Raw genomic sequence first — 22,148 nt, 5'->3', positions numbered from 1 at the left:
ATCTTGAAAGGAGCTATCGCTATATGAATATGGATTACGATTTATTTATGCAAGAAATTTTAAAAACAGCACGTGCAGAAATTGAGGCTGCTGGTTATGAGCAACTTCGCACGCCTGAAGCTGTTGAAGAGGCGTTTGCTCGCCCAGGTACAACATTAGTCATGGTAAACTCAGTATGCGGCTGTGCAGGAGGTATTGCACGTCCATCAGCAGCACAATGCGTACATTACGATAAACGTCCAGATCATCTTGTAACGGTGTTTGCTGGTCAAGATAAAGAAGCAACTGCAGCTGCTCGTTATCACTTCGGTGAAGATCATTTACCATCATCCCCATCATTTGTGTTATTAAAGGATGGACAAGTAGTAGCAGAAGTTGGACGCTATGAAATTGAAGGTCATGACCCAATGTCAGTAGTAACAAACTTACAAGCAAACTTTGAGGAATACTGCGACGAACTTTAATTTTATTCAATTATAGAAATGCTATTCATTTAGCAGAAAACTCCGCAGGCTATAAAATGTCTGCGGAGTCTTACTACTAAAAAATTCTCCGATTAGCATCGCTTTCTCCACTGATTTCAGTAGAATTGCATTTAGAATTTTTGTAATATTGGCTAAACGATTAGCTTATAGTTTTCTTTAAATTGAATAAAATAAGTAGAGTACTAAAAGATAGGAGGCAGTCGACTTGAAGAAGTTTTCAATCGGCTATCGTACATTAAAAACGGCATTTGGCGCAGCACTCGCTATTGCCATTGCCCAATACTTTGAATTAGCTTCTTATGCATCTGCTGGTATTCTAACAATATTATGTGTACAGCCAACGAAGAAAAAATCTCTTCATGCTGCTTATACACGATTTGTCGCAAGTATTATCGCAATGTTTTATGCATTTTTGAGCTTTGAGCTATTTTCCTATCATCCACTTGCATTAGCAGGTATGCTACTCATTTTTATACCAACAATCGTGTCATTAAGGGTAGCGGATGGCTTTGTCTCTAGTGCAGTTATTATCATGCATATATATGCAGCTAAAAGCTTTTCATTAGCGCTTGTTTATAATGAATTCGCATTAATGGCAATTGGTTATGGGACGGGAATAGCTATAAATATGTATATGCCAGACATTCAAAAGGAATTAAATTACTATCGAGTTAAAATTGAGGAACTTTACAGTAAGATTTTTTTAGAAATTGCCAACTATTTAAGAGAAGGCGATACATTGTGGGATGGGCAGGAAATTATTGAAGCAATTAAAGTGTTGAATAGTGCAAAATCCCTAGCGTTTAAAGATGTTGAAAATCATTTTACGAGGCGAGAAAATGACTACTACGTGTATTTTGATATGCGTGAACAGCAGCTGGAAATTATAGATCGAGTTCTGCCTAAAATAACGGCGCTTCCTGTTATAGTACAAGAGGCTGTGATCGTTGCTGACTTTTTACAAGACCTCGGTGAACATGTTCATTCAGGAAATACGGCTAGTCATTTTAGAGAAAAATTAGAGCAAGTAAAGGTAGATTTCGCCCAATTACCATTGCCGAAAAATCATGAGCAATTTTTAGCACAAGCGGCACTTTATCAATTTATTGAGGAAATGGATCGATATTTAGAAATAAAGCAGTCTTTTAAGGGAATAAAGGTAAAGAAAAAGCGCCCGCAGTAATGCGGACGCCTAGCCTTTCATTAAACTATCATCGATAGGCCGAATGCTAGAGTTGAAATTACCATGATCGCGACCATAGTATAAACTACGATTTTTTGAAATTTTTTATTACTCATATGCTCGTTCGCTCCTTCTTTTCTTATAAATAGTTTAGCAAATCTGAAAAATTTCTCAAGTAGTAGAGTTTTGACGAAAAAGTCTGTAAAATAGATTATGTACCATAACAGAAGGAGATGTCACCATGGAGAAAGTAGATCATATTGGGATTGCGGTCCGCAATCTTGATGAACGCATTACATATTATACAGAAACTTTAGGCTTAAAGCTGCTAAAAGTGGAAGAAGTAGAATCTCAACAGGTTCGTGTTGCATTCATAGATGCGGGTAATGTAAAAATTGAGTTATTAGAACCGATGAGTGAAAAAAGTACTATTCATGGATTCATCGAAAAACGTGGAGAAGGTATTCACCATGTAGCTTTCGGTGTAACGGGGATTCGTGAGCGTATGGCTGAGCTTCGTGAAAAAGGTGTACGTCTTTTATCAGAAGAGCCAGGACCAGGTGCTGGTGGTGCAGAGGTTGCTTTCATGCACCCGAAATCATCTTTCGGTGTGTTATATGAGTTATGCGATAAAAGTGGAAAAGGGGATAAGTGATCAGTATGGATATGTTCGACAAAATTAATGAGTTGTATGACCGTAAGACAGTAATTGAACTTGGTGGCGGCTATGAGCGCATCGAGAAGCAACATGATAAAGGCAAATTAACTGCTCGTGAGCGTATTGAATTATTACTAGACGAAGGTACATTTTTCGAGATCAACCCATTCATTACACACCGTACAGTAGACTTTGGCATGGACAAGATGGAAGGTCCTGGCGACGGAGTAGTAACTGGTTTCGGTAAAATTAATGGACGTCCAGTATACTTATTCTCTCAAGACTTCACAGTATTTGGTGGAGCGCTTGGTGAAATGCACGCCAAAAAAATGGCAACAGTAATGGATCTAGCAGCAAAAAATGGTACACCATTTATCGGTATTAATGATTCAGGTGGTGCTCGTATTCAAGAGGGCGTACTTTCACTTGATGGTTATGGTCATATTTTCTATCGTAATGCAATCTACTCTGGGGTAATTCCGCAAATCTCAGTTATCATGGGACCATGTGCTGGTGGGGCGGTATATTCTCCAGCAATTACAGACTTCATTCTAATGGTTGATAAAACATCTCAAATGTTTATTACAGGACCTAAAGTTATCGAAACGGTAACAGGTGAAAAAATTTCTGCTGAAGATTTAGGTGGTTCTAAAGTAAACAACGCTATAAGTGGTAACGCACACTTCCGCGCACCTTCTGAAGAAACAGCTATTGATCAAATTAAGAAACTATTAGGCTACTTACCACAAAATAATAAAGAAAAAGCTCCACGCCAGGCACGTCCAGAGGGTGACGACTATCGTCCAGAAATCGTGGATACGGTACCAATCGAAACAACTCGTCCTTATGATGTTCGTAAAGTAGTCGAGCAAATCGTGGACGAAGGTTCATTTATGGAAGTGCATTCAGAATTTGCAAAAAACGTAGTAGTTGGTTTTGCGCGTATTGCTGGTGAATCAGTTGGTCTTGTATGTAACCAACCTAAAGTATTAGCCGGTGGGTTAGATATTGATTCTTCAGACAAGGCTGCTCGTTTCATTCGTACTTGTGATGCTTACAATATACCAATCATCACATTTGAAGACGTTTCTGGTTTCTTCCCAGGCGTTAAACAAGAGCATGGTGGTATTATCCGTCACGGAGCGAAAATTCTTTATGCATACTCAGAAGCAACTGTACCAAAAATTACTGTGATTCTTCGTAAAGCATACGGCGGTGCGTACGTTGCGCTTAACTCTAAATCAATTGGGGCTGATTTAGTATTTGCTTGGCCTAATGCAGAAATTGCTGTTATGGGTGCGGCAGGTGCAGCTAATATTATCTTCGCGCGTGAAATTGCCAAATCAGAAGATCCAGAAGCAACTCGTGCAGCGAAAATTGAAGAATATAAAGAAAAATTCGCAAACCCATACGTTGCGGCATCTCGCGGTATGGTGGACGATGTTATCGATCCACGTGATACACGTATTAAGCTAATTCAAGGGCTAGATATGTTAGCGAACAAACACGAAACGCGTCCAGAGAAAAAACACGGAAATATTCCTCTATAACAATTGTACAAGCCTAGTATCCATTCGGATTCCTAGGCTTTTCTACTTTAGATAATAAAACAGTCGTATTGAATAGGAAAATATAGGTTTATTATTGGCTGATAAGAGGATTTTTTTGTTGATATTTTGCTAATGTTGCCTATTTTAACTGATTGTAGCGTAGGGCTACTCGACTCCCGCAGGAAAGCGAGTAGCCTGTAGAGGAAATCAGAGCCTTCTAATTAGGATAAAAACGGTTAATAAACACGCTTAATAATAATAGATTAATTATTAATAACAGATAATTGAAACATATTTGCATTTCATCCGTACATATATGTATGAGGAGTTGAGATGAATGGAATGGAAACAATTACAAAAAGAGCAAGGAATAATACATGCACAATTAAGAACTGCCAGTAGATTAAGTGAACAAAAGGTATTAATTGAACAGCAAATCGGGCATGCCCAACAGGAAATTGACAAACATTCTAAAGCACTCAATCAAATTCGTTTGAGACTCGATAAGTTAGAAGGCTTTTCTTTTATGAATATGATTCGTACGTGGACAGGGCAACAAGATGAGCTACGTGTAGAAAAAATTGATAAGGCAGCTATTCTTGAATTAAAAATAAATGAAGCAAAGAAGATGGATGTTGATTTGACACATGATTTGGGGCAAATAAACACCAAACTTTCTCAAATTAATGAACAAGAGTTACAAGAAGCTTTAAGCCAATTAAATGCTAAAAAGAAAGGCTACTTACAAATCTATGAGCCTGAGCAGGCAAAAAGACTTGAACAATTAGCTCATGAGGAACTGCTTACGAAACAACTACTGATAGAGATAAAGGAAGCAGAAGCGGCTGGTGAAACAGCACTTACTAAGCTTGGACAAGCAGCAGAGTCATTGCATTCCGCTAATGGGTATTCAACTTGGGATACGTTTTTTGGTGGAGGATTCTTTGTTACGCATTTAAAGCATGATGCACTGGATAAGACCGAAAATTATCTTCACAATGCTCAAATTGCGTTACAACGCTTCCATAATGAACTGCTGGATGTACATGATATGTCAACGAAATCATTACAAGTTGATACAGATGGATTTGTGAAATTTGCGGACTATTTCTTTGATGATATTTTTTCAGCTTGGTCTGTCCATTCTAAAATATCCACTGCAAGAGATCAGGTATCTCGTGTACAAGATGATGTACATAATACAATTTTGCGTCTACAGGATAAACATAACAAGGCAGATGATTATTTGCAGTCTCTGCAAAAAGAAAAAGAAGCGATCTTTTAAAACGTAGATGTAAAGTAAACTGTGAAAAGATTTTCCCTTTTTCTAACGGGTTCGGTTGATCGGGAGAAAAAAACGCTCAGTAATTTGAGCGTTTTTTTTGTGTAAAGTCCTCGTTTGACTGACGAACGTTTTTAAGTATCACCGTAGTAATCTGCAAAATGTAAAAAGCCAAATTTCCTCACGAGAAAGTTTCTTAATTCGCCATGAGTAGCTTTTTCTATTGGAGGATTTGTTAGGGAGTACGCTTTGGCATTTAATTCGGCAAATTTATCTTTATTTACTTCATTATGTTCTTTATCTTCAATAATTCCTGAAGAAATTGCGGCCTTTGGATAACCCATAAAAAATATATGTGTTCTTAATGCCATACTGGGTGTTGAATGCAACAATATAATTACAACCAACAAAGATACAATAACTATAACTTTTTTCTTCAAGTCACCACTCCAAAAAAATTGACGTTAATAATCTATAAAATATTTTAACGTAATTTTCCATTACAAAGTTCATTTAAAAACCTAACTACCAGATAAATAATACTTTTAAATTCTTGGTGATTTACATTTCAATCTATTCGTTTCCTTGAGGTGAGCAGTGTGAATTCATGAACGGTTCTGACCAGTACGTTATGAAGATAACGAAAACATGATTTGTCATGTTAGTCATCGAACTGTCCATTCTATATTTGTTCAGCCGTTTATATATATGTTAAGTGCTCATTTCCTTTCAATCTGAAACAAGGTGCTTCCAAAATTATCAGGATTTTCACCTGTATATAATTTGCGAATCGAATAGAAGTGGGTAATTACAACCATCAATTGAAAAACAATGTAATCGTTTTATTTTCCCAAACGCAGCAGTGTGCTAAAATATAGAAGATAACTATGACGTGGAAAAACACGTAAACTAAGGGAGTCCTACAACATGACAAGTCGTTTAGTAGAAGAGTTTTTTGAGCTCGTACAAATCGATTCAGAAACAAAATATGAACAAGTGATTGCGCCGGTTTTAGTCGACAAACTAACAGCGCTTGGTTTTACAGTAGAACAAGATGATGCACATACTAGAAACGGGCATGGAGCAGGTAATATACTTGCTACGCTAAAAGGTTCATTAGATATCGAACCAATTTATTTTACTTCTCATATGGATACAGTTGTCCCAGGTAAAGGGATTAAACCATCTCTTCGTGAAGATGGCTATATTGTTTCAGATGGTACAACTATTTTAGGTGCTGATGACAAAGCTGGTATCGCTGCATTATTTGAAATGGCTAAACGCTTAAAAGAGCAAAATATCGAACACGGTGATATTGAATTTATTATTACAGCTGGCGAGGAAAGTGGCCTTGTTGGCGCTAAAGAGTTAGATCCATCTAAAATTAAGGCGAAATATGGCTTTGCTGTCGACAGTGATGGTAAAGTAGGAGGAATTGTCACAGCAGCTCCATTCCAAGCGAAACTTTCCGTTAAAATAATTGGTAAAACAGCGCATGCTGGTGTTGCACCAGAAAAAGGAATTTCAGCGATTACGGTTGCTTCTAAATGTATTGCAAAAATGAAGCTAGGTCGATTAGATGAAGAAACAACAGCAAATATTGGTCGTTTTGAAGGTGGTCAGGCAACAAATATTGTGTGTGATGAAGTAACGATTCTTGCAGAAGCTCGTTCAATCGACAAAGCGAAGTTAGATGCACAGACTCAGCATATGCAGGAGACGTTTGAGCAAGTTGCTGCTTCATTAGGGGCAAAGGCAGAAGTTGAAGTAAAGCTAATGTATCCTGGATTCCGTGTAACAGAATCAGATAAAGTTGTTCAAGTAGCGATCGCAGCTGCACAGAACATCGATCGCACACCAAAGCTAGGTATTTCAGGCGGAGGTTCCGATGCTAATGTTATTGCAGGTTTTGGCATCCCTACAGTCAATCTTTCAGTTGGATACGAGGACATTCATACAACAAATGAAAAGATCCCAGTAGAAGAATTAGAAAAATTAGCAGATTTACTTGTTGAAATCGTAAAAGAATCTGCGAAAAAATAACAACAGAACCGAAGGATGTGACCGCATGGAAAGTGTGAAGGCAGTAGTTTTTGCTTGTGGTACAGAGGAATACGCAGTGCCTGTGGAGCAAGCGATTTCGATTGAAAAGTTAGAGCAAGTAACACCGATTCCTCATTTACCTAATTATCTTCTAGGTTTCACAAGAATTCGTGGCGAGCTTGTGCCAGTGCTTGATTTTGAGCGTATTCTTTATAATCGTTCCTCTAATGCTGCAACAGCACGTATTATTGTGTTGAACACGGATGTTGTGAATTATGGATTACTTGTCACAGAAGCTCGTGAAATTCTTGATTTTGATGAGTCGGTATTAAAACAGATGGGACTAGTAAATTATTCAAAAACACGCTACTTTACAGCTGTGGCAAATCTAGAAAATCGTATGATTACTTACGTTGACCCGAAAATACTTGTGAATTCATTAGAAGGTATACGTGAAATAATTAATTATTTGCACAAAATGCTTGAAAATGAAAAAGAAAACGTAGAGGCTTGAGTTTTATAAAGCTAAAAAATTAATTCAATAATACACATCAAAGTGGATGGTCTAGACAGAATTACAAATATGTGATTCTGTCTCTTTTTTAACTTTTTTCTGCCAGTGTCTTGAAGTTCATCGTCAAAACAAAGGTGGTTTCTGTTACGACGGTTACTGAGGGGGGGAGAGGTGCCGTGGACTTAGTCTGAGGTCCTCTATCTACAAGACCTCATCTTCAGAAGATATATTTCGTAAATAATTAAATAATTATTTTGGGAGGTATTCGTCACATGGATGAGAGAATTTAAGACAAAATGAATTAAAAAACAATCCTACGGGTGCTTTAAACGATGGGGTAAATAGGGGGAGTAGTGGGGATTTAAATGGTATGGGTTGGAAAGAAACGCTAGTATTAATTTTAGTGTTATTTATAGGATACATTACGTATAAATTGTTTTTCAGTTAAAGGAATATTTATAGATAATCTCTTCTATGTTTATATGTTGATATAGTAAAAATAACCTGTGTTCTTTTTTTCTAGTTGAAAGTTGTTAATAAAATTTATGCGTAATACCTACAGACATCTTCGTTTTAACGTCGTATTATGTAAGGGAAGAAAACTACTATAAATGTCCGCATCGAGATGTACATTTTTGCTTGTCTAAACATGTACACTTTCGCTCAAAATGTACTTCTCTATTCATGTGTATGAATAATTACAACTTGACTTGGAGACCTCTACTCGCATGAATCGGCAGCCAAAACCCAGCTACTACAAGGGCTGGCTAGCCGAAAAAGGCTATCATGCTCGCCACTCCAAGTAAAGTTGTAATATACATTGGTGAGCAAAAATGTACATGGTTATACGAGCGTTTTTGTACGTACTTATAAGCGCATTTATAACTACTGTAAAAGGCAAACTTCACCGAAAGGGAAGGACGCAAAGCCGTGAGTCTAAACACTATTTTTAGTGCATGATCGTCAGGTTGCCAGGTTCTGTTCTATGAGCCTCGGCAAATAGAATGGAGATGTGATTATATGGTACGTTCACTATTAAAAACAATTATTGTTTTTATAGTAACAATTGTAAGTGTGCTAGGATTAACAATGGGAAAGGTTGACGCAAAGTCCATGCAAGATAAGGCTACTTGGTTATGGGATACGACAAAGATTGTTGAAGATGAATCAGGGGTACTCTCATTTTTAGAAGGCAAACAAGTAAAGAAATTATATTTACAAATTAATAGTGATATAGAAAGTAACGATTACAAAAGTTTTATCAATAAAGCTACGACAAAAGGTATAAAAGTATATGCGTTGGATGGTTCTGCAAGCTGGGTATCAGCAGATGGCTATAAAATGCAGGATCAGCTGTTTGATTGGATACAATCATATAATGAAAATGCAGCAGTAACAGAGCAATTTTCTGGAGTTCATCTCGATGTGGAGCCTTACTTAAATAGTGGTTGGAGCTCGAACCAAGAAAAAACAATTGAATCCTATCAAGCGCTCCTCACTAGAGCCAAAGGGAGTACTGAGCAATTACAATTGCCTTTAGAAACAGATATGCCATTTTGGTTTGACGAAGTCTCATATAATAACCAATTTGGTCAAGGTTTATTAGCGAACTGGGTCATTGACCAAGTGGAAAGTGTTTCAATAATGGCTTATCGAGATGCTGCTAAAGATATTATTAAAATTGTTGAACATGAAATAGATTATGCCAAAAAAGTAAACAAATCAATTGTTATTGGTGTGGAAACAGGAGCCTCTAATGAAGGGAAAAATATTACCTTCTATGATGATGGAGAAGCCTATATGAATAAACAGTTAGCACAAGTTCATAAACAGTATGCCAATAAAACAAGCTATAATGGTTTTGCCATTCATCATGTTGATAGTTGGATGAATATGAAGCCGTAAAAAATCCTCTCCAGCGATAAGTTGGAGAGGATTATCTTTGGTATTATGAAAGTCGGCCGCTATAGTCTTCAAATTTAAATTTACGAATGACTTTAATGCCTTCTTCATCGTTATAAGAAACGATGGATGGAAGGTTTACACCATTAAACATATGATTTTTCACCATTGAGTAATGCGCCATATCTGTAAATACTAGACGATCGCCTGGTTGTAAAGGTTGTTCAAATGAATAATCGCCAATTACATCACCTGCAAGACAAGTAAGCCCGCCTAAGCGATATGTGTGAGCTAGTTCATTTGGGTGACCTGAACCGATAATCATTGGACGGTATGGCATTTCTAGAACATCTGGCATATGGCAAGTTGCCGATGTATCTAAAATTGCTAAGTCCATACCGTTTTTCTGTATATCAAGGACAGTTGCTACTAAATAACCTGTATTAAGTGCAACAGCTTCACCTGGCTCTAAATATACGAGAAGGTTATACTTGTCTTGAATGTAATTAATGATATTTACAAGCTTTTCTACATCATAATCCTCACGAGTAATATGGTGACCTCCACCAAAGTTTAACCATTTCATTTGATGTAAGACATCACCAAATTTTTCTTCGACAACTTGTATAATACGCTCTAACGTATCTGAGTTTTGCTCACACATCGCATGGAAGTGTAAGCCATCAATACCGTCAAGCTGTGACTTGTCGAAGTTGGCTAAAGTTGTGCCAAGACGAGAATTCGTGTAGCAAGGGTCGTAAAGTGCTGTTTCAATTTCAGAGTACTCAGGATTGATACGAATACCACATTCAATTGTTTTACCAGCAGATTTTACTTTGTTCTTATACTGGTTCCATTGGTTAAATGAATTAAACACAATATGATCAACATAGCCAAGTAGTTCGTCCATTTCATGCTCCACGTAAGCTGGTGCATAAACGTGAACTTCTTTACCCATTTTTTCATAGCCAAGTTGCGCTTCAAATAATGAGCTAGACGTAATCCCTGCTAAATATTCACCCACTAAAGGGAATGTTGAATGCATAGAAAACCCTTTTAAGGCAAGTAAAATACGGCAGCCTGTTCGATCTTGAATCGATTTTAAAAGTTCTAGATTTTTTGTTAATAATCGTTCATCCACTACGTAAGAAGGGGACGGAACTTTTGAGAAATCAATTGGCTTCATCGATTTAATTCCTTTGCATCTAACTCTAGGTCAAGTAATTCTGGGTTATGGCTTTCTTGCCATGGTAGACCCCATGTATTTAGTGCATCCATGAATGGATCTGGATTGAAATCTTCGACATTCCAAACGCCAGGTTTACGCCATTGACCGTTCATCACTAGCATTGCACCAATCATTGCTGGTACACCAGTTGTATAGGAAATTGCCTGTGAACCAACTTCTTTATAGCATTCTTCGTGGTCACATACATTGTACACATAATAAGTTTTTTCCTTACCATCTTTTAGACCGCGAATAATACAACCGATGTTAGTTTTTCCTTTTGTACGTGGTCCAAGTGATGCTGGATCAGGTAGTACAGCTTTAAGGAAGTGAATTGGTTGAATCATTTGTCCTTCAAATTCGATAGGCTCGATAGAAGTCATACCAACATTCTCTAATACTTTTAAGTGAGTTAAGTATTTTTCAGAGAATGTCATCCAGAAACGGATTTGCTTTAAGCCTTTAATGTTTTTAGCAAGTGATTCTAGTTCTTCATGGTATAAAAGGTAAATATCTTTTGGTCCGATTTCTGGTAAGTTATAAACCTCTTTTTTCTCAAGTGGTGCAGTTTCAACCCACTCACCTTCTTTCCAGTAACGACCATTCGCTGTAATTTCACGAATGTTGATTTCTGGGTTGAAGTTTGTTGCGAAATGGTAACCGTGATCACCAGCATTTGCATCCACAATATCAATGTAGTGGATTTCATCAAATTCGTGTTTTTGTGCATGAGCTGTGAAAACGCCCGTTACGCCTGGGTCAAAACCGCTACCAAGTAAAGCAGTTAAGCCGGCTTTTTCGAACTTCTCTTTATAAGCCCATTGCCATTTATATTCAAATTTTGCCGTTTCAGGTGGCTCGTAGTTTGCAGTATCCACATAGTGTACACCCGTCGCTAAGCAAGCATCCATAATCGTTAAGTCTTGATAAGGTAGTGCCACATTAATAACAACTTCTGGTCCAAAGGCTTTAATAAGCTCAATAACCTCTTCCGTATTGTCTGCGTCTACCTGTGCAGTATGAATCTTTGTTTTTCCGCCGTCTAGTTTTTCTTTTAGAGCGTCACATTTTGAAACAGTTCTACTTGCGATACAAATCTCCTCAAATACGTCCGAATTTTGAACACACTTGTGTACCACAACACTGGCTACTCCGCCAGCTCCTATAATCAATGCTTTACCCAATTGTCTACCCCCAAGTTCAAATAAGTATTGTCAAACAAGCTGATTATACAGAAAATTGAATCACTACTCAATCATTCTTTTTAAATTTTCTACAAAATTTTTTATTTTTCAACAATAATTAGTCGTATTCAGAGGGGAATACCACAAAAAAAGAAGCTTTTCATGAAAAAAATCCCCAAACTACTAACTGTAGAGAAGGGGAAATTTGTTTATTTTAAATCACCCGACTTATTTAGAAAAACGATTCGAAATTTGTTGTTTTTCATCCCCCCATAAATAAAAAAAGATTAGTAGTGATGTGCTTAAGAACCCCATCACAAGGGCGTATGTGCTGAGGGCCACATCCACTTGACTTTGCATAGCATATATGAAAATAGCTCCTAGTGTTAACAAATTTCCGATAATAAGTGATACAAAATGCAATCGTCTATTCAAAGTAAGCCCTCCTATTTACAGTTTACATGCCTCAAAAATGAAAATATACTTCAATTATCTCATAATTCAGAACTTTATCAAACCCTTTTTGATTTTGAGGCTTATCACTAAAACGTAGGGTTGATTTCTGTTCCGACTGGGCGCTTTATTGTTGCTGTCGCTTCGCTTTCGCACAGAAAAAACATTGTTGCTGTCGCTTCGCTTTCGCACGTTCCTCTATTGCTGATCCCCGATGAGTCACCAAGTATTAACGAAGATTAACTTCTAGTATTATGGTCTTTCTATAAAGATAGTGCTAAACAATTGATAGAATTATAGAAAAATTATTGCTATTTAGTTTGTTTTAGATTTAAAGATGGTAAAATACTTATAAGATTTTTCTTTTGTGAAGGTGAGGATTTATATAGTGATCAATCAATTTGATGAGCAAGTTCAACAAATCAATGAATTATTTATAAATGGTCATGTGAAAGAAAGCTATCAATTAGCCAAAGCACTTATAGCTAATAGTGCGTTTTCAGAACATGAATCATGTTCAACCATTCAACAGCACGTCGCATTGTTGGAAGCGAACGGTTATGCAAATATGCCTATTCCTACTGCTGAAAAAATGAAGCAAAGTGTTGAACGAACAGATGGATCTTATCTAGAGCGTGATGTACTCGCTGCATACATAGGAAGTGAGGATGAAAAGCAATTTGGTAAAGTAGTTGATGAATTGATGGTTGGATCGGCAGAGGCACAAGCGAATGCTTACTATACAATGGCCGAATATTTTGCTCTTGCTAAGGAGCATGACAAAGCACTTGTGCAATATGCGGAAGCGATAAAACTACAACCAAATAAAGCTCTTTACTGGGGAGCTTTCGCACAGTTTTTGAACCGCAATGAAGGCAGTCCGTATTTGGCACTACGTCTTATTGAAGAGGCAATTCAACTAGATAGTATGAACCCTCGCTGGTACTATATTCAAGGGAATATTTTTTTACAGCTTGTCGCAGCTACAAAAAATTTAAGCTATTTACCTGCTCTAGAAGAAGCTTGGGAAAAGGCTAAGAAACGTTGCTCAAATAAACAGGTTTCATTAAAAGTGGACATTGCGAAATCCAATGACGTGCTGTCGCAATGGAAAAAACAAATGCTATAAGACGGATGAGAAGAGAAGTTGTCCTAAAAGTTGCATGATTAAAAAATAGATTTATTGAAATAAAGGTACAATTCAAGCCTGTTAGGTGGATTTACTGTAACGGGTGGGGAAATGATTATTAAATATCAATAGAAATAGCATAATTAGATAATAAACAAGGTAGAGATTGATCATGAAACCTTTGCCTTGTTTATTATTATTTAATTAATTGAATCATATCAAATATATCTTTTCATGAAAGTCCAGCTCTTTGTTCAGCAGTATTTTGGTTAAAATAGCACTCGGTTTTTATCGATTACCGACATCTTATTATTATGTTCGAAAGCTTTCTGAATATTTTAAAGCAAGTTGCGTTCGGGAAGTTACTTGAAATTTTCGATACAGATTTTGCAGATGCTTCTTTACTGTATTTTCACTGACATATAAAAACCTAGCAATTTCAGCATTTTTAAAGCCCTTACATAAATATATTAACAACTCTTTTTCACGTTGTGTAATTTGCAATGACTCGCCTGGCTGAACATATTGATGTAATAAATAAACATTTTCAATCATCCGCTTTACATATGATAGCTTTTGACTATCCTGTGCTGTAAAGGGTAATTCTCCTTCTTTTCGTAAAAAGCCAATAGCCGCTGTTGGCATTTGCTGATTATACAGATACATAACCATTTCATCGATAAAATCATTTTTTTGTAAAAAGCGCTCAACATAATATCGCTTTTTCTTCTTTGATATTGCTTCATTTCGTTGCATTAATTGAATATCGGGTTGGTTTTTCATATTCACTGGGTGTAAAGGATCATAATATTTAAATTCATGTAAATAATTTTGTATCGTATATGTCTCTACATTGAAACAGACAGGCTGTTCATGTAATTCCCCATCTGCTACTTCCCAAAATATAGTATGTTCATATTGAAAACATTCACTCAACACTTGCAACATATTCAATTTAAAGTCTCCACTTGTTTGTTGCATATTCATATTCGAAATCCTAAACGTTGTTTCTAATAAAAACTCCACCTCTTTTTGCTCATACAAAATAATTCCTCCTTTTCTCTATTAGACTCATATATTCTCGTTCGAAACAAATTATCCTTTTGGGTAATATCGATTTTTATTATTTCAATTTAAGATGAATTTGTAAGTCAAAATTTTAACGAGGTGATCAGATGAATTTACAGGAATACGCATCATATGACGGTCTTGGATTAGCGGAGTTAGTAAAAACAAAGCAAGTGACACCACAAGAACTTACAAAATTAGCGTTACAAGGTATTGAAAAAGTTAACCCTTCGATTAATGCCGTTGCCAGTGTGTTAGAGGAACATGCTGACAAAGCGATTCCAACTTTAAATGATAATCAACCATTCGCAGGCGTCCCATTTTTAATTAAAGAAGTTGTGCTGCATGCGGAAGGTGTGCCACATAGTATGGGCAGTCGTGTTGCTGAAAATGCTGTAATGTCTGTCGATAGCGAATTAATGAAACGTTTTAAAAACGCTGGTCTTGTGTTAAGCGGTACAACCACAACGCCAGAGTTTGGCTATAATGCTGCAACAGAAGCTGTCATTTATGGTCCAACACGTAACCCATGGAACCTAGAACATAGCCCTGGTGGATCAAGTGGCGGTGCAGCTGCTTCAGTCGCAAGTGGTATCGTTCCAATCGCGCATGGTAATGATGGAGGCGGATCCATTCGTATTCCTGCATCATGTAGTGGTATCGTTGGCTTAAAGCCTTCACGTGGTCGCGTGCCAATGGGGCCTTATAATAGTGAGGCATTAAATGGGCTAGCAATTGAATTTGCACAAACAAAAACCATTCGTGATACCGCTACATTACTGGACCAAGTAGCTGGGCCAGACTTAGGATGCTACTCGATTATTCAAAGCCCAGAAATGCCTTACAGTCAAGCGATTCAGCAAAAGGTACGTCCACTGAAAATCGCCTGGACAACAGAAACAAATTCTGGTGCATTCGTTGATCCGGAATGTATCGAGGCCGTACATAAGGCCGTAAAATTATTAGAAGAATTAGGACATGAAGTAGTCGAAGCTCGACCAGCTTACGAAGAAGCACCATTTTCACGCGCAACGGTAAATATTTGGACAGCGAATATTTATAAAATGATTGTGGGGGCAGCAGAATTAACAGGTAAAACTCCATCACGCGATACTATTGAAGCAGCCATTTGGCAATGCTATGAATATGGCAAAAACTTAAAAGCTAGCGCACTTTTAGAAGCAATTAATACGAATGCACTCGTATCACGTCAAGTAGCGACATTCTTTGAAGATTATGATGTTCTTTTAAGTCCAACAATCGGCACATTACCAGCGAAAATTGGCGAGCTAAATGCAAATAATCCTAATATCTCGGCAATTGAATGGACAGAGCAGATTTTCACATACGCGCCGTTTACCAATTTGTTTAACGCAACAGGTCAACCATCATTATCATTACCACTCGCAATGAGTGCGTCTGGCTTACCAATCGGGCTACAATTCACAGGACGCTTCGCCGATGAGTTAACCCTTTTACAGCTTGGAAAACAATTAGAAGAATCAGCTCCATGGAAAGATCGAAAACCACCCGTACATGTGGGTGCAGAAGTTGTGGAAATTGCAACAACATAAAAAGTAGGTACAAGATTTTTTCTTGTACCTACTTTTTGCAATTTTACAGACATGCACGATGCTCCATTTAATTAACGTTCTTAATAGTTCCTGAACTAACTTATACCGTTCTCCATACTATGTTTATATGCGATTGTTGTTATATATTTCATTATAACAATAGTAAATCAGTGAGTTTTCAGAAGCCAAATGTTACAATTAATGTACTAAATTTGAAGGGACGATGAACAAATAATTCTATTTTTAAACGTAAAATGTATATGCATTTTCAAATAAAAATAGGATTAGTCTGTCTATTTATTATACTTTTATAAAGCTTACCTTTTCGGAGGCTTATTTTTGTACACAATAAATTTATTTACTAATCCTTCTGAAGCTATATTCAGAGGGATTTTTTATTTGTTTTTGCGTTTACATTCAAATTTAAAGGAATGGGATGATACGATGCATAGTAAAAGATAAATCTTCGAAGATATAATTCAAATAATGAAAAGAGATTATGCGGGTTTTTTAGATAAAAAGCATAGTAACTGTCCTGAAAATTATGTCATTACAGATGATATGACGGATAAAGATTTTGTAGAAACGATACAGTCCTATTTACTCGATTTTAAAGATGGACATTTATCATTTAAAGCGAAAAAGACAGAAATGCCGAATAGAGGATTTAAAGTACGACGCTATCAAAGGCGTAAAGCCACACATCTATATACCTTGGACACCACAACATTTACATGAAGATATTGATCTCAATTATGTTTTACGTTTATGTCATCAAAATCAAGAAAAATCACTTTAAGGAGATTGCGATATGCGGTACATAATAAAAAGAATTTACCCAACCGAATTAAAGGAAGTTGCCCATTTTATTGCACAGCTAAATATCGAAGAACAACATAACATTGGGTATTGTGGTCAAAATGAACAAGAACTATTGAGTACATTACAGGAAGATTTTATCGATGGTGAATTTACATCGATTGTAGCTGCTTACGATAATGAACATATACAAGCACTTATTGGATTAGATATAGACGGCGATTCAACTGAAGTGTGGGGACCATTTTCTATAAATGAAGATGTAACAATCCAAGAGAAATTACTTTGCACATTGCAGCAGATATATCCACAAATTTCGAACTTTTATTTCTTCATTAATGAACTGAATACTCGACAATTAGCATTTCTGGAGCAAATAAACGCCAATAAAACAGGTGAGCATTTATTACTTGGAGTTTCGAAAGATTCTTTTGAAAATGTAGTTGCTATTACTAGTCGTTATTATAAAACATCGGACTATGAGCAATTTAAAAAGATTCATTCAAATGCATTTTCAAAAACGTATTACGATGCAGATACAATTTTAAATAGAGTTCAATTAAATAAAGAAAATGTTTTAAGAATTATGGAAATGGATGGGGTCGTTCAAGGATATGCTTATTTTGAGATGGACTTAACGGCAAAAGAAGCCCATTTAGAATATATAGCTATTAATCCTAAATACAGAGGAAACGGAATAGGCACCAAGCTACTAAAAGAAGTTTTAACAGAAATGTTTCGATTTGATGAAATCTCTCATATAACACTAAATGTAAATAATCAAAATGATCAGGCAAATCACGTTTATTTTAAAGCTGGATTTAAAAAGAAAGCGACTTTATGGAGTTATTGTTTAAAGAAATAAAGTAAATTTTAAAGTCTAAGTTGAAATTAATAGTAGCATAAGATTTTCGAGCTTTGAGCAAGTTTTAAAACTTCTCCCTGACTTTGTTACACTAAAAATGGTTAATTCCTATCAAAAAGAATCACCTAGAACATTGTTTTGAAAACGTTCTAGGTGGTTCTATTTTTGACCGCAATAACTTATGATACAATTCTCTTCATCTTATTTACTGATGATTTGGACTTTATTTAAATTTCAATTGATTGTCAGCAGTAAAATAAATTGAAAGGGGAAGTTATAGTTTGATTGATTATTTTGAACGTAAAATTAGATTAAGGGACTTTGAAGTGTGGGCTGTTCGAATTGGCGATCAACATTATGCTTTAGCCATTTTAGATAAATTTCGACCTGCCACATTTGATGATTTTGAAATTCCAGATTTTATTTGTGAAGAAGATGACCAGTGCGCAAACTAAATCTCTGCTACATATTTCTCTGATGAAGCTGTTAAAGATGAACATAAAGAAATACTGCGTGAATTTGCACAAATGCTTCAGAACACATAGCTTTGGCACATTTTGAAGTAATTATAAAGATTTATCAAGAGAACCCTGAAAAAGCTATAGAACAAATGATATTAACGAAATATGATTTTAAAGAAACAGATATGTCATTAGTTAAATTATTGCATTTTAATCAAGGGTAGAGGGCGTTAGCTCTTATTCAATTAACGGGGCAATTTAGTTGAATAAGCATAACTCTTGTATTTAGTTGTTTTTCCATATGCTGTATAATTTTAAATAGTAATATTTAACTTTTAGTATTTCTAATAAATGATTTCGGGAGGGAAAACTTGTTATATTTAGCTGTATTAATTGGCATCATTTCAATTGTAATTACGGATAAGCTTACGCAAGCTTTTAAATTATCAAGCATTTGGGGGCCATTTGGTCAAATTTGTGCATCACTTGTAATAATAATGGTTGGCAAACTTGAGGTTAGTTATATTAATCTAGGTAATCACTTTGAATTAGGATATTTGACGATTCCGTTTACTTTATTATTTCTTGTAGGTTTTACAAATGTAATGAATATAGAAAAAATGCAAAATCCTTCAATATTGCTATTGCCATTCATTTCTTTAGTTTGTTTCTCAATGTCTGCTTTCATCATAGGCAATTCATTTGTTTTAATAACGGGAATTTGTGCCAGTTTAACAATTATGTTTATTCTGCTATACGGCTATTTTTCAGGTAAAGCATTTGTAGGAAGAACTCTTACTACGTCAATAGGCTTCGTAATAGCAGTACTTTCAATATCCCTTATTAAAATATCTATTATAACAATTTATATTCCGATATTTACTTTAGCAATACCATTCACTTTATATTATTTTATTAAAGATAAATTTACGAGTATACAATCAATTAAAGTTAGCACTTTAACAGCTATTTTATTTGGTGTATTAATGTTCATAGTTCCTTTTCATTTAATGTGGTATTTCGTTGTTGGGTTAACGATTATTTTGATTATCACGCAATTTTCACGTAAATACCGCTTTATTTAGAAACTAAAGTTCTTTTTAAACTAACGGCGCTGTTTATTTTAAGAAAGAGTAACTAATTCCTATTCGATGCTGTTTGAACCAATGATTTTATGAAAAACTAAATAATTTATGTTCAGCTAAAGGTTCCAGAATAGTTGAAGTACGAAGCAAAGAAATGGAGTAATTATTTAAAAGCGTGTTTTGAAAAGGATTGATCAAAACACGCTTTAATTCAATTTGAAGCATCCTTTAATATGACCCTTGCTCGATTAGAGCGCCCTTTAATTGAATAAGTGGTGATGAATTCTTTATTATCGGCTGGCTACTCGGGGAGTTCTATAAATTAATTTCTTCGTAAGCTTCAACCATCTGTCAACCAATTCCTTTATTTTGAAATTAAATTTAAATCATCTAGTTCATTGACTGAATTTTTCGGTATATCTCGTAGAACTTTTTGTCTTTCGTAAACAGCGGAGTTCATTTCGTTACATGTAGCTACCTCACCTTGATAGATACCAAAATTAAACCATGTTGACTCATTATCCCGAATGAGAGTTAGATGATCGAAGATGTTTTCATCATGGAAAACGATTTTTTCATAATCATAAAGATTTACAACACGTAAATTAGAGCACATCCATTTATACTCATCGCTATCAGTATTTATTTTTAAAATTTTTGCAGCTTCTTGGTGAATTATCTCTCTTCTAATATATGAGTCTTCAAGTAATACTACAAAACCAAAAATATTTTCGATGTAGAACTCATTATTACTTTCAAAAGGGGAATATTCTTTTGAAAATTTATTTTTTATATGTTTGTATAAAGATACCAGATGTGTTGTTAATCTTGATTGAGTCTTATCTATTATATCTGTTTCGAGATTCCGTATAGAAATTCTAGGTGACATACTTTAAATATAGTGGCGATGGTAGTGAGTACCTCGAATCAATAAATTCTAAATATGATTCTTCTAAAGACAAGCTTTATTTTGAGCAAGGTTTTCTAACAGAGTCTGCAACAACTAGCTTAGAAAATGATTTTAATGCAATTGTAAGAGCAATGTTCTCTGGAGATAAAATTCTCTAGGATAATATTGATAATAACCCATCTTTAAATGGAAAATTAGATTTAGCTATAAAGTTCTATCATTCATTAGACCCTATGTTTACGAAAGAATACTTCAAGAATCTATAGGATATTTTGGATATAGTTAAGTCTGATCTTTGGTGAATAATTTATAATATAGTTGATAGATGTAAAGTTCAAAATTAATCGTTCTAAAAAGAAGGGATTATCTAGAAAGTGGACAGTCTTACTAATTTAGTTGGTCTGTTTTTTCTATTTACTAAAATAGTTAAATAATGTGAAGTTAATTTATGTCCTGCTCCGCTTAAATGAAAGGTTGAGTTTCTATGGTTGGTTTACGGACGGACTGGTGACAAAAGTCTTAGAACTCAGACAAGCAGTTTATAAAAAGAACTACCTAGAACTAAGGACTTTTAATAATTCAATATCATTTATTAATAAATGTAACTACTAAGGTTATAAGAAAAGTAAAATGAGGTGAAAAATTTGAAGAACAAAGAAGATTTTTATGTTGATATTAAAGAGAGAGCGCTAAGTATACATGAACAATACCAATTTCTTATGAAAGAAGTTTTAAAAAATGAAACTTACATTTCAAGATATAACTTGAAATTCTCCATTAAGGAAGATGCAAATTTAGGAGGTAAGGCATGGTGTGATAAATATACAGATAATATACAAATAAATAAGGGAGTTATAGATAACTTTTTTGACTATTTTTATGGATTTACACAAATGCAAAGTGAAAATTTTTTGAAAAAAATGCAGATTAATGACGAAGAAGATGTTGGAGTATCATATGAGTTTTTGAAATTCGATGATAATGGAAACGCTAATATTTTTGATAGTAAAATTATAGATTATAAATTAGCAGGATTACTTACTATTTTTGTATCACGCTTTATTATTACTCATGAATTAGGTCATTTACTTAATGGGCATTGTGAATTCATAAATTCAAAAGATAAAAAAAGCTTACAATATATCCCGATGTTTGAGACAGATAATAATCAAAATTTCAAAAACGTTTCCCCACTAAATTATAGAACGCTAGAAATGGATGCAGATGCGTTTGCTGCAACAGATAATTTTAGAAATTTGATTTTACTTTATGAACGCTTTGAAGAAAAGGTGGACAGGGATTTAGATATAAAACCGATTGAATTATTTTATTGGTGGTCATTTGCAATTAGAAGTAATTTTTTAATAACACAAAGAATCTTAAATGATGAGGAATATAAAACTAACAAAACGCATTTACCAAGTGTGGCACGCTGGATTTTAATATTAGGTTCAATGTTAAATCTCATAGAAAGCGATACATATAAAGTAAACTATAGGGATGGAGATAACAAACAGAAATTATTACAAGGATTAGCAGATGGATTTATATATGCTGAAAAGTGTTATAATGAAAACTTTTATACAAATTATAATTGTATAGAAGAAACTATTAATAGTACAGATTATAAACATTATGCAACAGAAACTCAAAAAAACTGGGAAAATCTCCGAGATGAATTGGATAATTTTTCGAGATTACCTCTATATAAATCTCGCTGATATTGTATATATAAATATGATTAGAGAGTTGCTA

24 protein-coding genes, 1 pseudogene and 1 riboswitch are annotated in these 22,148 nt (G+C 35.1%); of the genes and pseudogenes, 18 read left to right on the top strand and 7 right to left on the bottom strand.

Features of this window, described 5'->3' with window-relative positions; genetic code table 11:
- Positions 1–23: 23 nt before the first annotated feature.
- Together ABNX05_RS15630 and ABNX05_RS15625 are read left to right on the top strand one after the other, a co-directional pair.
- Positions 24–464 (top strand): BrxA/BrxB family bacilliredoxin, encoded by a 441-nt coding sequence (locus tag ABNX05_RS15630; protein ID WP_197141043.1) that lies wholly within the window; start codon positions 24–26, stop codon positions 462–464.
- 226 nt (positions 465–690) lie between these two features.
- Positions 691–1,668, top strand: a complete 978-nt coding sequence (locus tag ABNX05_RS15625; RefSeq protein WP_349660566.1) for an aromatic acid exporter family protein — start codon at positions 691–693, stop codon at positions 1,666–1,668.
- Between the two features lie 20 nt (positions 1,669–1,688).
- Here ABNX05_RS15625 and prli42 read toward each other — a convergent pair whose 3' ends face one another.
- On the bottom strand, positions 1,689–1,784 hold the full coding sequence (gene prli42, locus ABNX05_RS15620; RefSeq protein WP_323647026.1) for a stressosome-associated protein Prli42: 96 nt from the start codon (positions 1,782–1,784) through the stop codon (positions 1,689–1,691).
- Between the two features lie 125 nt (positions 1,785–1,909).
- Between prli42 and mce the strand changes: the two genes are divergently transcribed.
- The 3 genes from mce (at position 1,910) to ABNX05_RS15605 (ending at position 5,161) form a co-directional block, all read left to right on the top strand.
- Positions 1,910–2,323, top strand: a complete 414-nt coding sequence (gene mce / locus ABNX05_RS15615) for a methylmalonyl-CoA epimerase (RefSeq protein WP_197141038.1) — start codon at positions 1,910–1,912, stop codon at positions 2,321–2,323.
- A gap of 5 nt (positions 2,324–2,328) precedes the next feature.
- Positions 2,329–3,876: an acyl-CoA carboxylase subunit beta gene (locus ABNX05_RS15610; RefSeq protein WP_349660565.1), complete on the top strand. Its 1,548-nt coding sequence runs from the start codon at positions 2,329–2,331 to the stop codon at positions 3,874–3,876.
- A gap of 337 nt (positions 3,877–4,213) precedes the next feature.
- A complete protein-coding gene (locus tag ABNX05_RS15605) occupies positions 4,214–5,161 on the top strand; it encodes a hypothetical protein (protein WP_349660564.1) in 948 nt (315 codons plus the stop codon).
- Positions 5,162–5,292: 131 nt separating this feature from the next.
- Here ABNX05_RS15605 and ABNX05_RS15600 read toward each other — a convergent pair whose 3' ends face one another.
- Positions 5,293–5,598 carry a YjcN family protein gene (locus ABNX05_RS15600; protein ID WP_349660563.1) on the bottom strand — a complete coding sequence of 102 codons (306 nt, stop codon included), beginning with the start codon at positions 5,596–5,598 and terminating at the stop codon, positions 5,293–5,295.
- A gap of 487 nt (positions 5,599–6,085) precedes the next feature.
- On the opposite strand from ABNX05_RS15600, the gene ABNX05_RS15595 reads away from it, so the two are divergent.
- The 4 genes and pseudogenes from ABNX05_RS15595 (at position 6,086) to ABNX05_RS15580 (ending at position 9,620) form a co-directional block, all read left to right on the top strand.
- On the top strand, positions 6,086–7,201 hold the full coding sequence (locus ABNX05_RS15595; RefSeq protein ID WP_349660562.1) for a M20/M25/M40 family metallo-hydrolase: 1,116 nt from the start codon (positions 6,086–6,088) through the stop codon (positions 7,199–7,201).
- A gap of 25 nt (positions 7,202–7,226) precedes the next feature.
- Positions 7,227–7,715: a chemotaxis protein CheW gene (locus ABNX05_RS15590; RefSeq protein ID WP_053483746.1), complete on the top strand. Its 489-nt coding sequence runs from the start codon at positions 7,227–7,229 to the stop codon at positions 7,713–7,715.
- Positions 7,716–8,007: 292 nt separating this feature from the next.
- Positions 8,008–8,163, top strand: a pseudogene (locus ABNX05_RS15585) (DUF6366 family protein); the annotation flags it as partial.
- A gap of 438 nt (positions 8,164–8,601) precedes the next feature.
- Positions 8,602–8,691, top strand: a riboswitch (cyclic di-GMP riboswitch).
- A gap of 44 nt (positions 8,692–8,735) precedes the next feature.
- Positions 8,736–9,620, top strand: coding sequence for an amidase (locus ABNX05_RS15580; RefSeq protein ID WP_349660561.1), 885 nt, complete (start codon positions 8,736–8,738; stop codon positions 9,618–9,620).
- Positions 9,621–9,663: 43 nt separating this feature from the next.
- Here the strand turns inward: ABNX05_RS15580 and nspC are convergent, their stop codons facing one another.
- The 3 genes from nspC to ABNX05_RS15565 all read right to left on the bottom strand — a co-directional run bounded on the left by nspC (position 9,664) and on the right by ABNX05_RS15565 (position 12,464).
- Entirely contained in the window at positions 9,664–10,803 is a 1,140-nt protein-coding gene (gene nspC / locus ABNX05_RS15575) for a carboxynorspermidine decarboxylase (protein WP_349660560.1), read from the bottom strand.
- Positions 10,800–12,029 carry a saccharopine dehydrogenase family protein gene (locus tag ABNX05_RS15570; RefSeq protein WP_349660559.1) on the bottom strand — a complete coding sequence of 410 codons (1,230 nt, stop codon included), beginning with the start codon at positions 12,027–12,029 and terminating at the stop codon, positions 10,800–10,802. Before ABNX05_RS15570 ends, nspC begins: the two co-directional genes overlap by 4 nt.
- A 228-nt stretch (positions 12,030–12,257) precedes the next feature.
- On the bottom strand, positions 12,258–12,464 hold the full coding sequence (locus ABNX05_RS15565; protein ID WP_197141027.1) for a hypothetical protein: 207 nt from the start codon (positions 12,462–12,464) through the stop codon (positions 12,258–12,260).
- A 406-nt stretch (positions 12,465–12,870) separates the two neighbouring features.
- Between ABNX05_RS15565 and ABNX05_RS15560 the strand changes: the two genes are divergently transcribed.
- Entirely contained in the window at positions 12,871–13,611 is a 741-nt protein-coding gene (locus ABNX05_RS15560) for a tetratricopeptide repeat protein (RefSeq protein ID WP_349660558.1), read from the top strand.
- A gap of 312 nt (positions 13,612–13,923) precedes the next feature.
- Here the strand turns inward: ABNX05_RS15560 and ABNX05_RS15555 are convergent, their stop codons facing one another.
- A complete protein-coding gene (locus ABNX05_RS15555) occupies positions 13,924–14,655 on the bottom strand; it encodes a response regulator transcription factor (protein WP_349660557.1) in 732 nt (243 codons plus the stop codon).
- 131 nt (positions 14,656–14,786) lie between these two features.
- Here ABNX05_RS15555 and ABNX05_RS15550 point away from each other — a divergent pair, with 131 nt between their 5' ends.
- From ABNX05_RS15550 to ABNX05_RS15525, 6 genes are all read left to right on the top strand, one after another.
- A complete protein-coding gene (locus ABNX05_RS15550) occupies positions 14,787–16,253 on the top strand; it encodes an amidase (protein WP_349660556.1) in 1,467 nt (488 codons plus the stop codon).
- A gap of 486 nt (positions 16,254–16,739) precedes the next feature.
- Entirely contained in the window at positions 16,740–16,991 is a 252-nt protein-coding gene (locus tag ABNX05_RS15545) for a hypothetical protein (RefSeq protein WP_349660555.1), read from the top strand.
- A 73-nt stretch (positions 16,992–17,064) separates the two neighbouring features.
- Positions 17,065–17,937: a GNAT family N-acetyltransferase gene (locus ABNX05_RS15540; protein WP_349660554.1), complete on the top strand. Its 873-nt coding sequence runs from the start codon at positions 17,065–17,067 to the stop codon at positions 17,935–17,937.
- 281 nt (positions 17,938–18,218) lie between these two features.
- Positions 18,219–18,392 (top strand): hypothetical protein, encoded by a 174-nt coding sequence (locus tag ABNX05_RS15535; RefSeq protein WP_349660553.1) that lies wholly within the window; start codon positions 18,219–18,221, stop codon positions 18,390–18,392.
- A gap of 92 nt (positions 18,393–18,484) precedes the next feature.
- Positions 18,485–18,622 (top strand): hypothetical protein, encoded by a 138-nt coding sequence (locus ABNX05_RS15530; protein WP_349660552.1) that lies wholly within the window; start codon positions 18,485–18,487, stop codon positions 18,620–18,622.
- A 147-nt stretch (positions 18,623–18,769) separates the two neighbouring features.
- Positions 18,770–19,483 (top strand): MraY family glycosyltransferase, encoded by a 714-nt coding sequence (locus tag ABNX05_RS15525; RefSeq protein ID WP_349660551.1) that lies wholly within the window; start codon positions 18,770–18,772, stop codon positions 19,481–19,483.
- A 364-nt stretch (positions 19,484–19,847) separates the two neighbouring features.
- Here ABNX05_RS15525 and ABNX05_RS15520 read toward each other — a convergent pair whose 3' ends face one another.
- Positions 19,848–20,372 (bottom strand): hypothetical protein, encoded by a 525-nt coding sequence (locus tag ABNX05_RS15520; protein WP_349660550.1) that lies wholly within the window; start codon positions 20,370–20,372, stop codon positions 19,848–19,850.
- On the opposite strand from ABNX05_RS15520, the gene ABNX05_RS15515 reads away from it, so the two are divergent.
- Together ABNX05_RS15515 and ABNX05_RS15510 are read left to right on the top strand one after the other, a co-directional pair.
- Entirely contained in the window at positions 20,366–20,551 is a 186-nt protein-coding gene (locus tag ABNX05_RS15515) for a hypothetical protein (protein ID WP_349660549.1), read from the top strand. The genes ABNX05_RS15520 and ABNX05_RS15515 overlap by 7 nt on opposite strands.
- 486 nt (positions 20,552–21,037) lie before the next feature.
- The gene (locus ABNX05_RS15510) at positions 21,038–22,114 is read left to right on the top strand and encodes a hypothetical protein (protein WP_432760150.1); all 1,077 of its coding nucleotides are present in this window, start codon (positions 21,038–21,040) and stop codon (positions 22,112–22,114) included.
- The last annotated feature ends 34 nt before the right edge of the window (positions 22,115–22,148 follow it).

It is taken from the genome of Lysinibacillus zambalensis, from assembly GCF_040183165.1.
Taxonomy (GTDB): domain Bacteria; phylum Bacillota; class Bacilli; order Bacillales_A; family Planococcaceae; genus Lysinibacillus; species Lysinibacillus zambalensis.
The sequence above is the reverse complement of the archived record's forward strand: the minus strand, read 5'-3'. Positions and strand labels throughout refer to the sequence as shown.

Excerpts from the sequence above, each read along its gene's own strand:
- ABNX05_RS15630 (WP_197141043.1), top strand. The coding sequence starts at position 24 with ATGAATATGGATTACGATTTATTTATGCAAGAAATTTTAAAAACAGCA.
- prli42 (WP_323647026.1), bottom strand. The coding sequence starts at position 1,784 with ATGAGTAATAAAAAATTTCAAAAAATCGTAGTTTATACTATGGTCGCG.
- mce (WP_197141038.1), top strand. The coding sequence starts at position 1,910 with ATGGAGAAAGTAGATCATATTGGGATTGCGGTCCGCAATCTTGATGAA.
- ABNX05_RS15610 (WP_349660565.1), top strand. The coding sequence starts at position 2,329 with ATGGATATGTTCGACAAAATTAATGAGTTGTATGACCGTAAGACAGTA.
- ABNX05_RS15605 (WP_349660564.1), top strand. The coding sequence starts at position 4,214 with ATGGAATGGAAACAATTACAAAAAGAGCAAGGAATAATACATGCACAA.
- ABNX05_RS15595 (WP_349660562.1), top strand. The coding sequence starts at position 6,086 with ATGACAAGTCGTTTAGTAGAAGAGTTTTTTGAGCTCGTACAAATCGAT.
- ABNX05_RS15590 (WP_053483746.1), top strand. The coding sequence starts at position 7,227 with ATGGAAAGTGTGAAGGCAGTAGTTTTTGCTTGTGGTACAGAGGAATAC.
- ABNX05_RS15580 (WP_349660561.1), top strand. The coding sequence starts at position 8,736 with ATGGTACGTTCACTATTAAAAACAATTATTGTTTTTATAGTAACAATT.
- nspC (WP_349660560.1), bottom strand. The coding sequence starts at position 10,803 with ATGAAGCCAATTGATTTCTCAAAAGTTCCGTCCCCTTCTTACGTAGTG.
- ABNX05_RS15550 (WP_349660556.1), top strand. The coding sequence starts at position 14,787 with ATGAATTTACAGGAATACGCATCATATGACGGTCTTGGATTAGCGGAG.
- ABNX05_RS15545 (WP_349660555.1), top strand. The coding sequence starts at position 16,740 with ATGAAAAGAGATTATGCGGGTTTTTTAGATAAAAAGCATAGTAACTGT.
- ABNX05_RS15540 (WP_349660554.1), top strand. The coding sequence starts at position 17,065 with ATGCGGTACATAATAAAAAGAATTTACCCAACCGAATTAAAGGAAGTT.
- ABNX05_RS15520 (WP_349660550.1), bottom strand. The coding sequence starts at position 20,372 with ATGTCACCTAGAATTTCTATACGGAATCTCGAAACAGATATAATAGAT.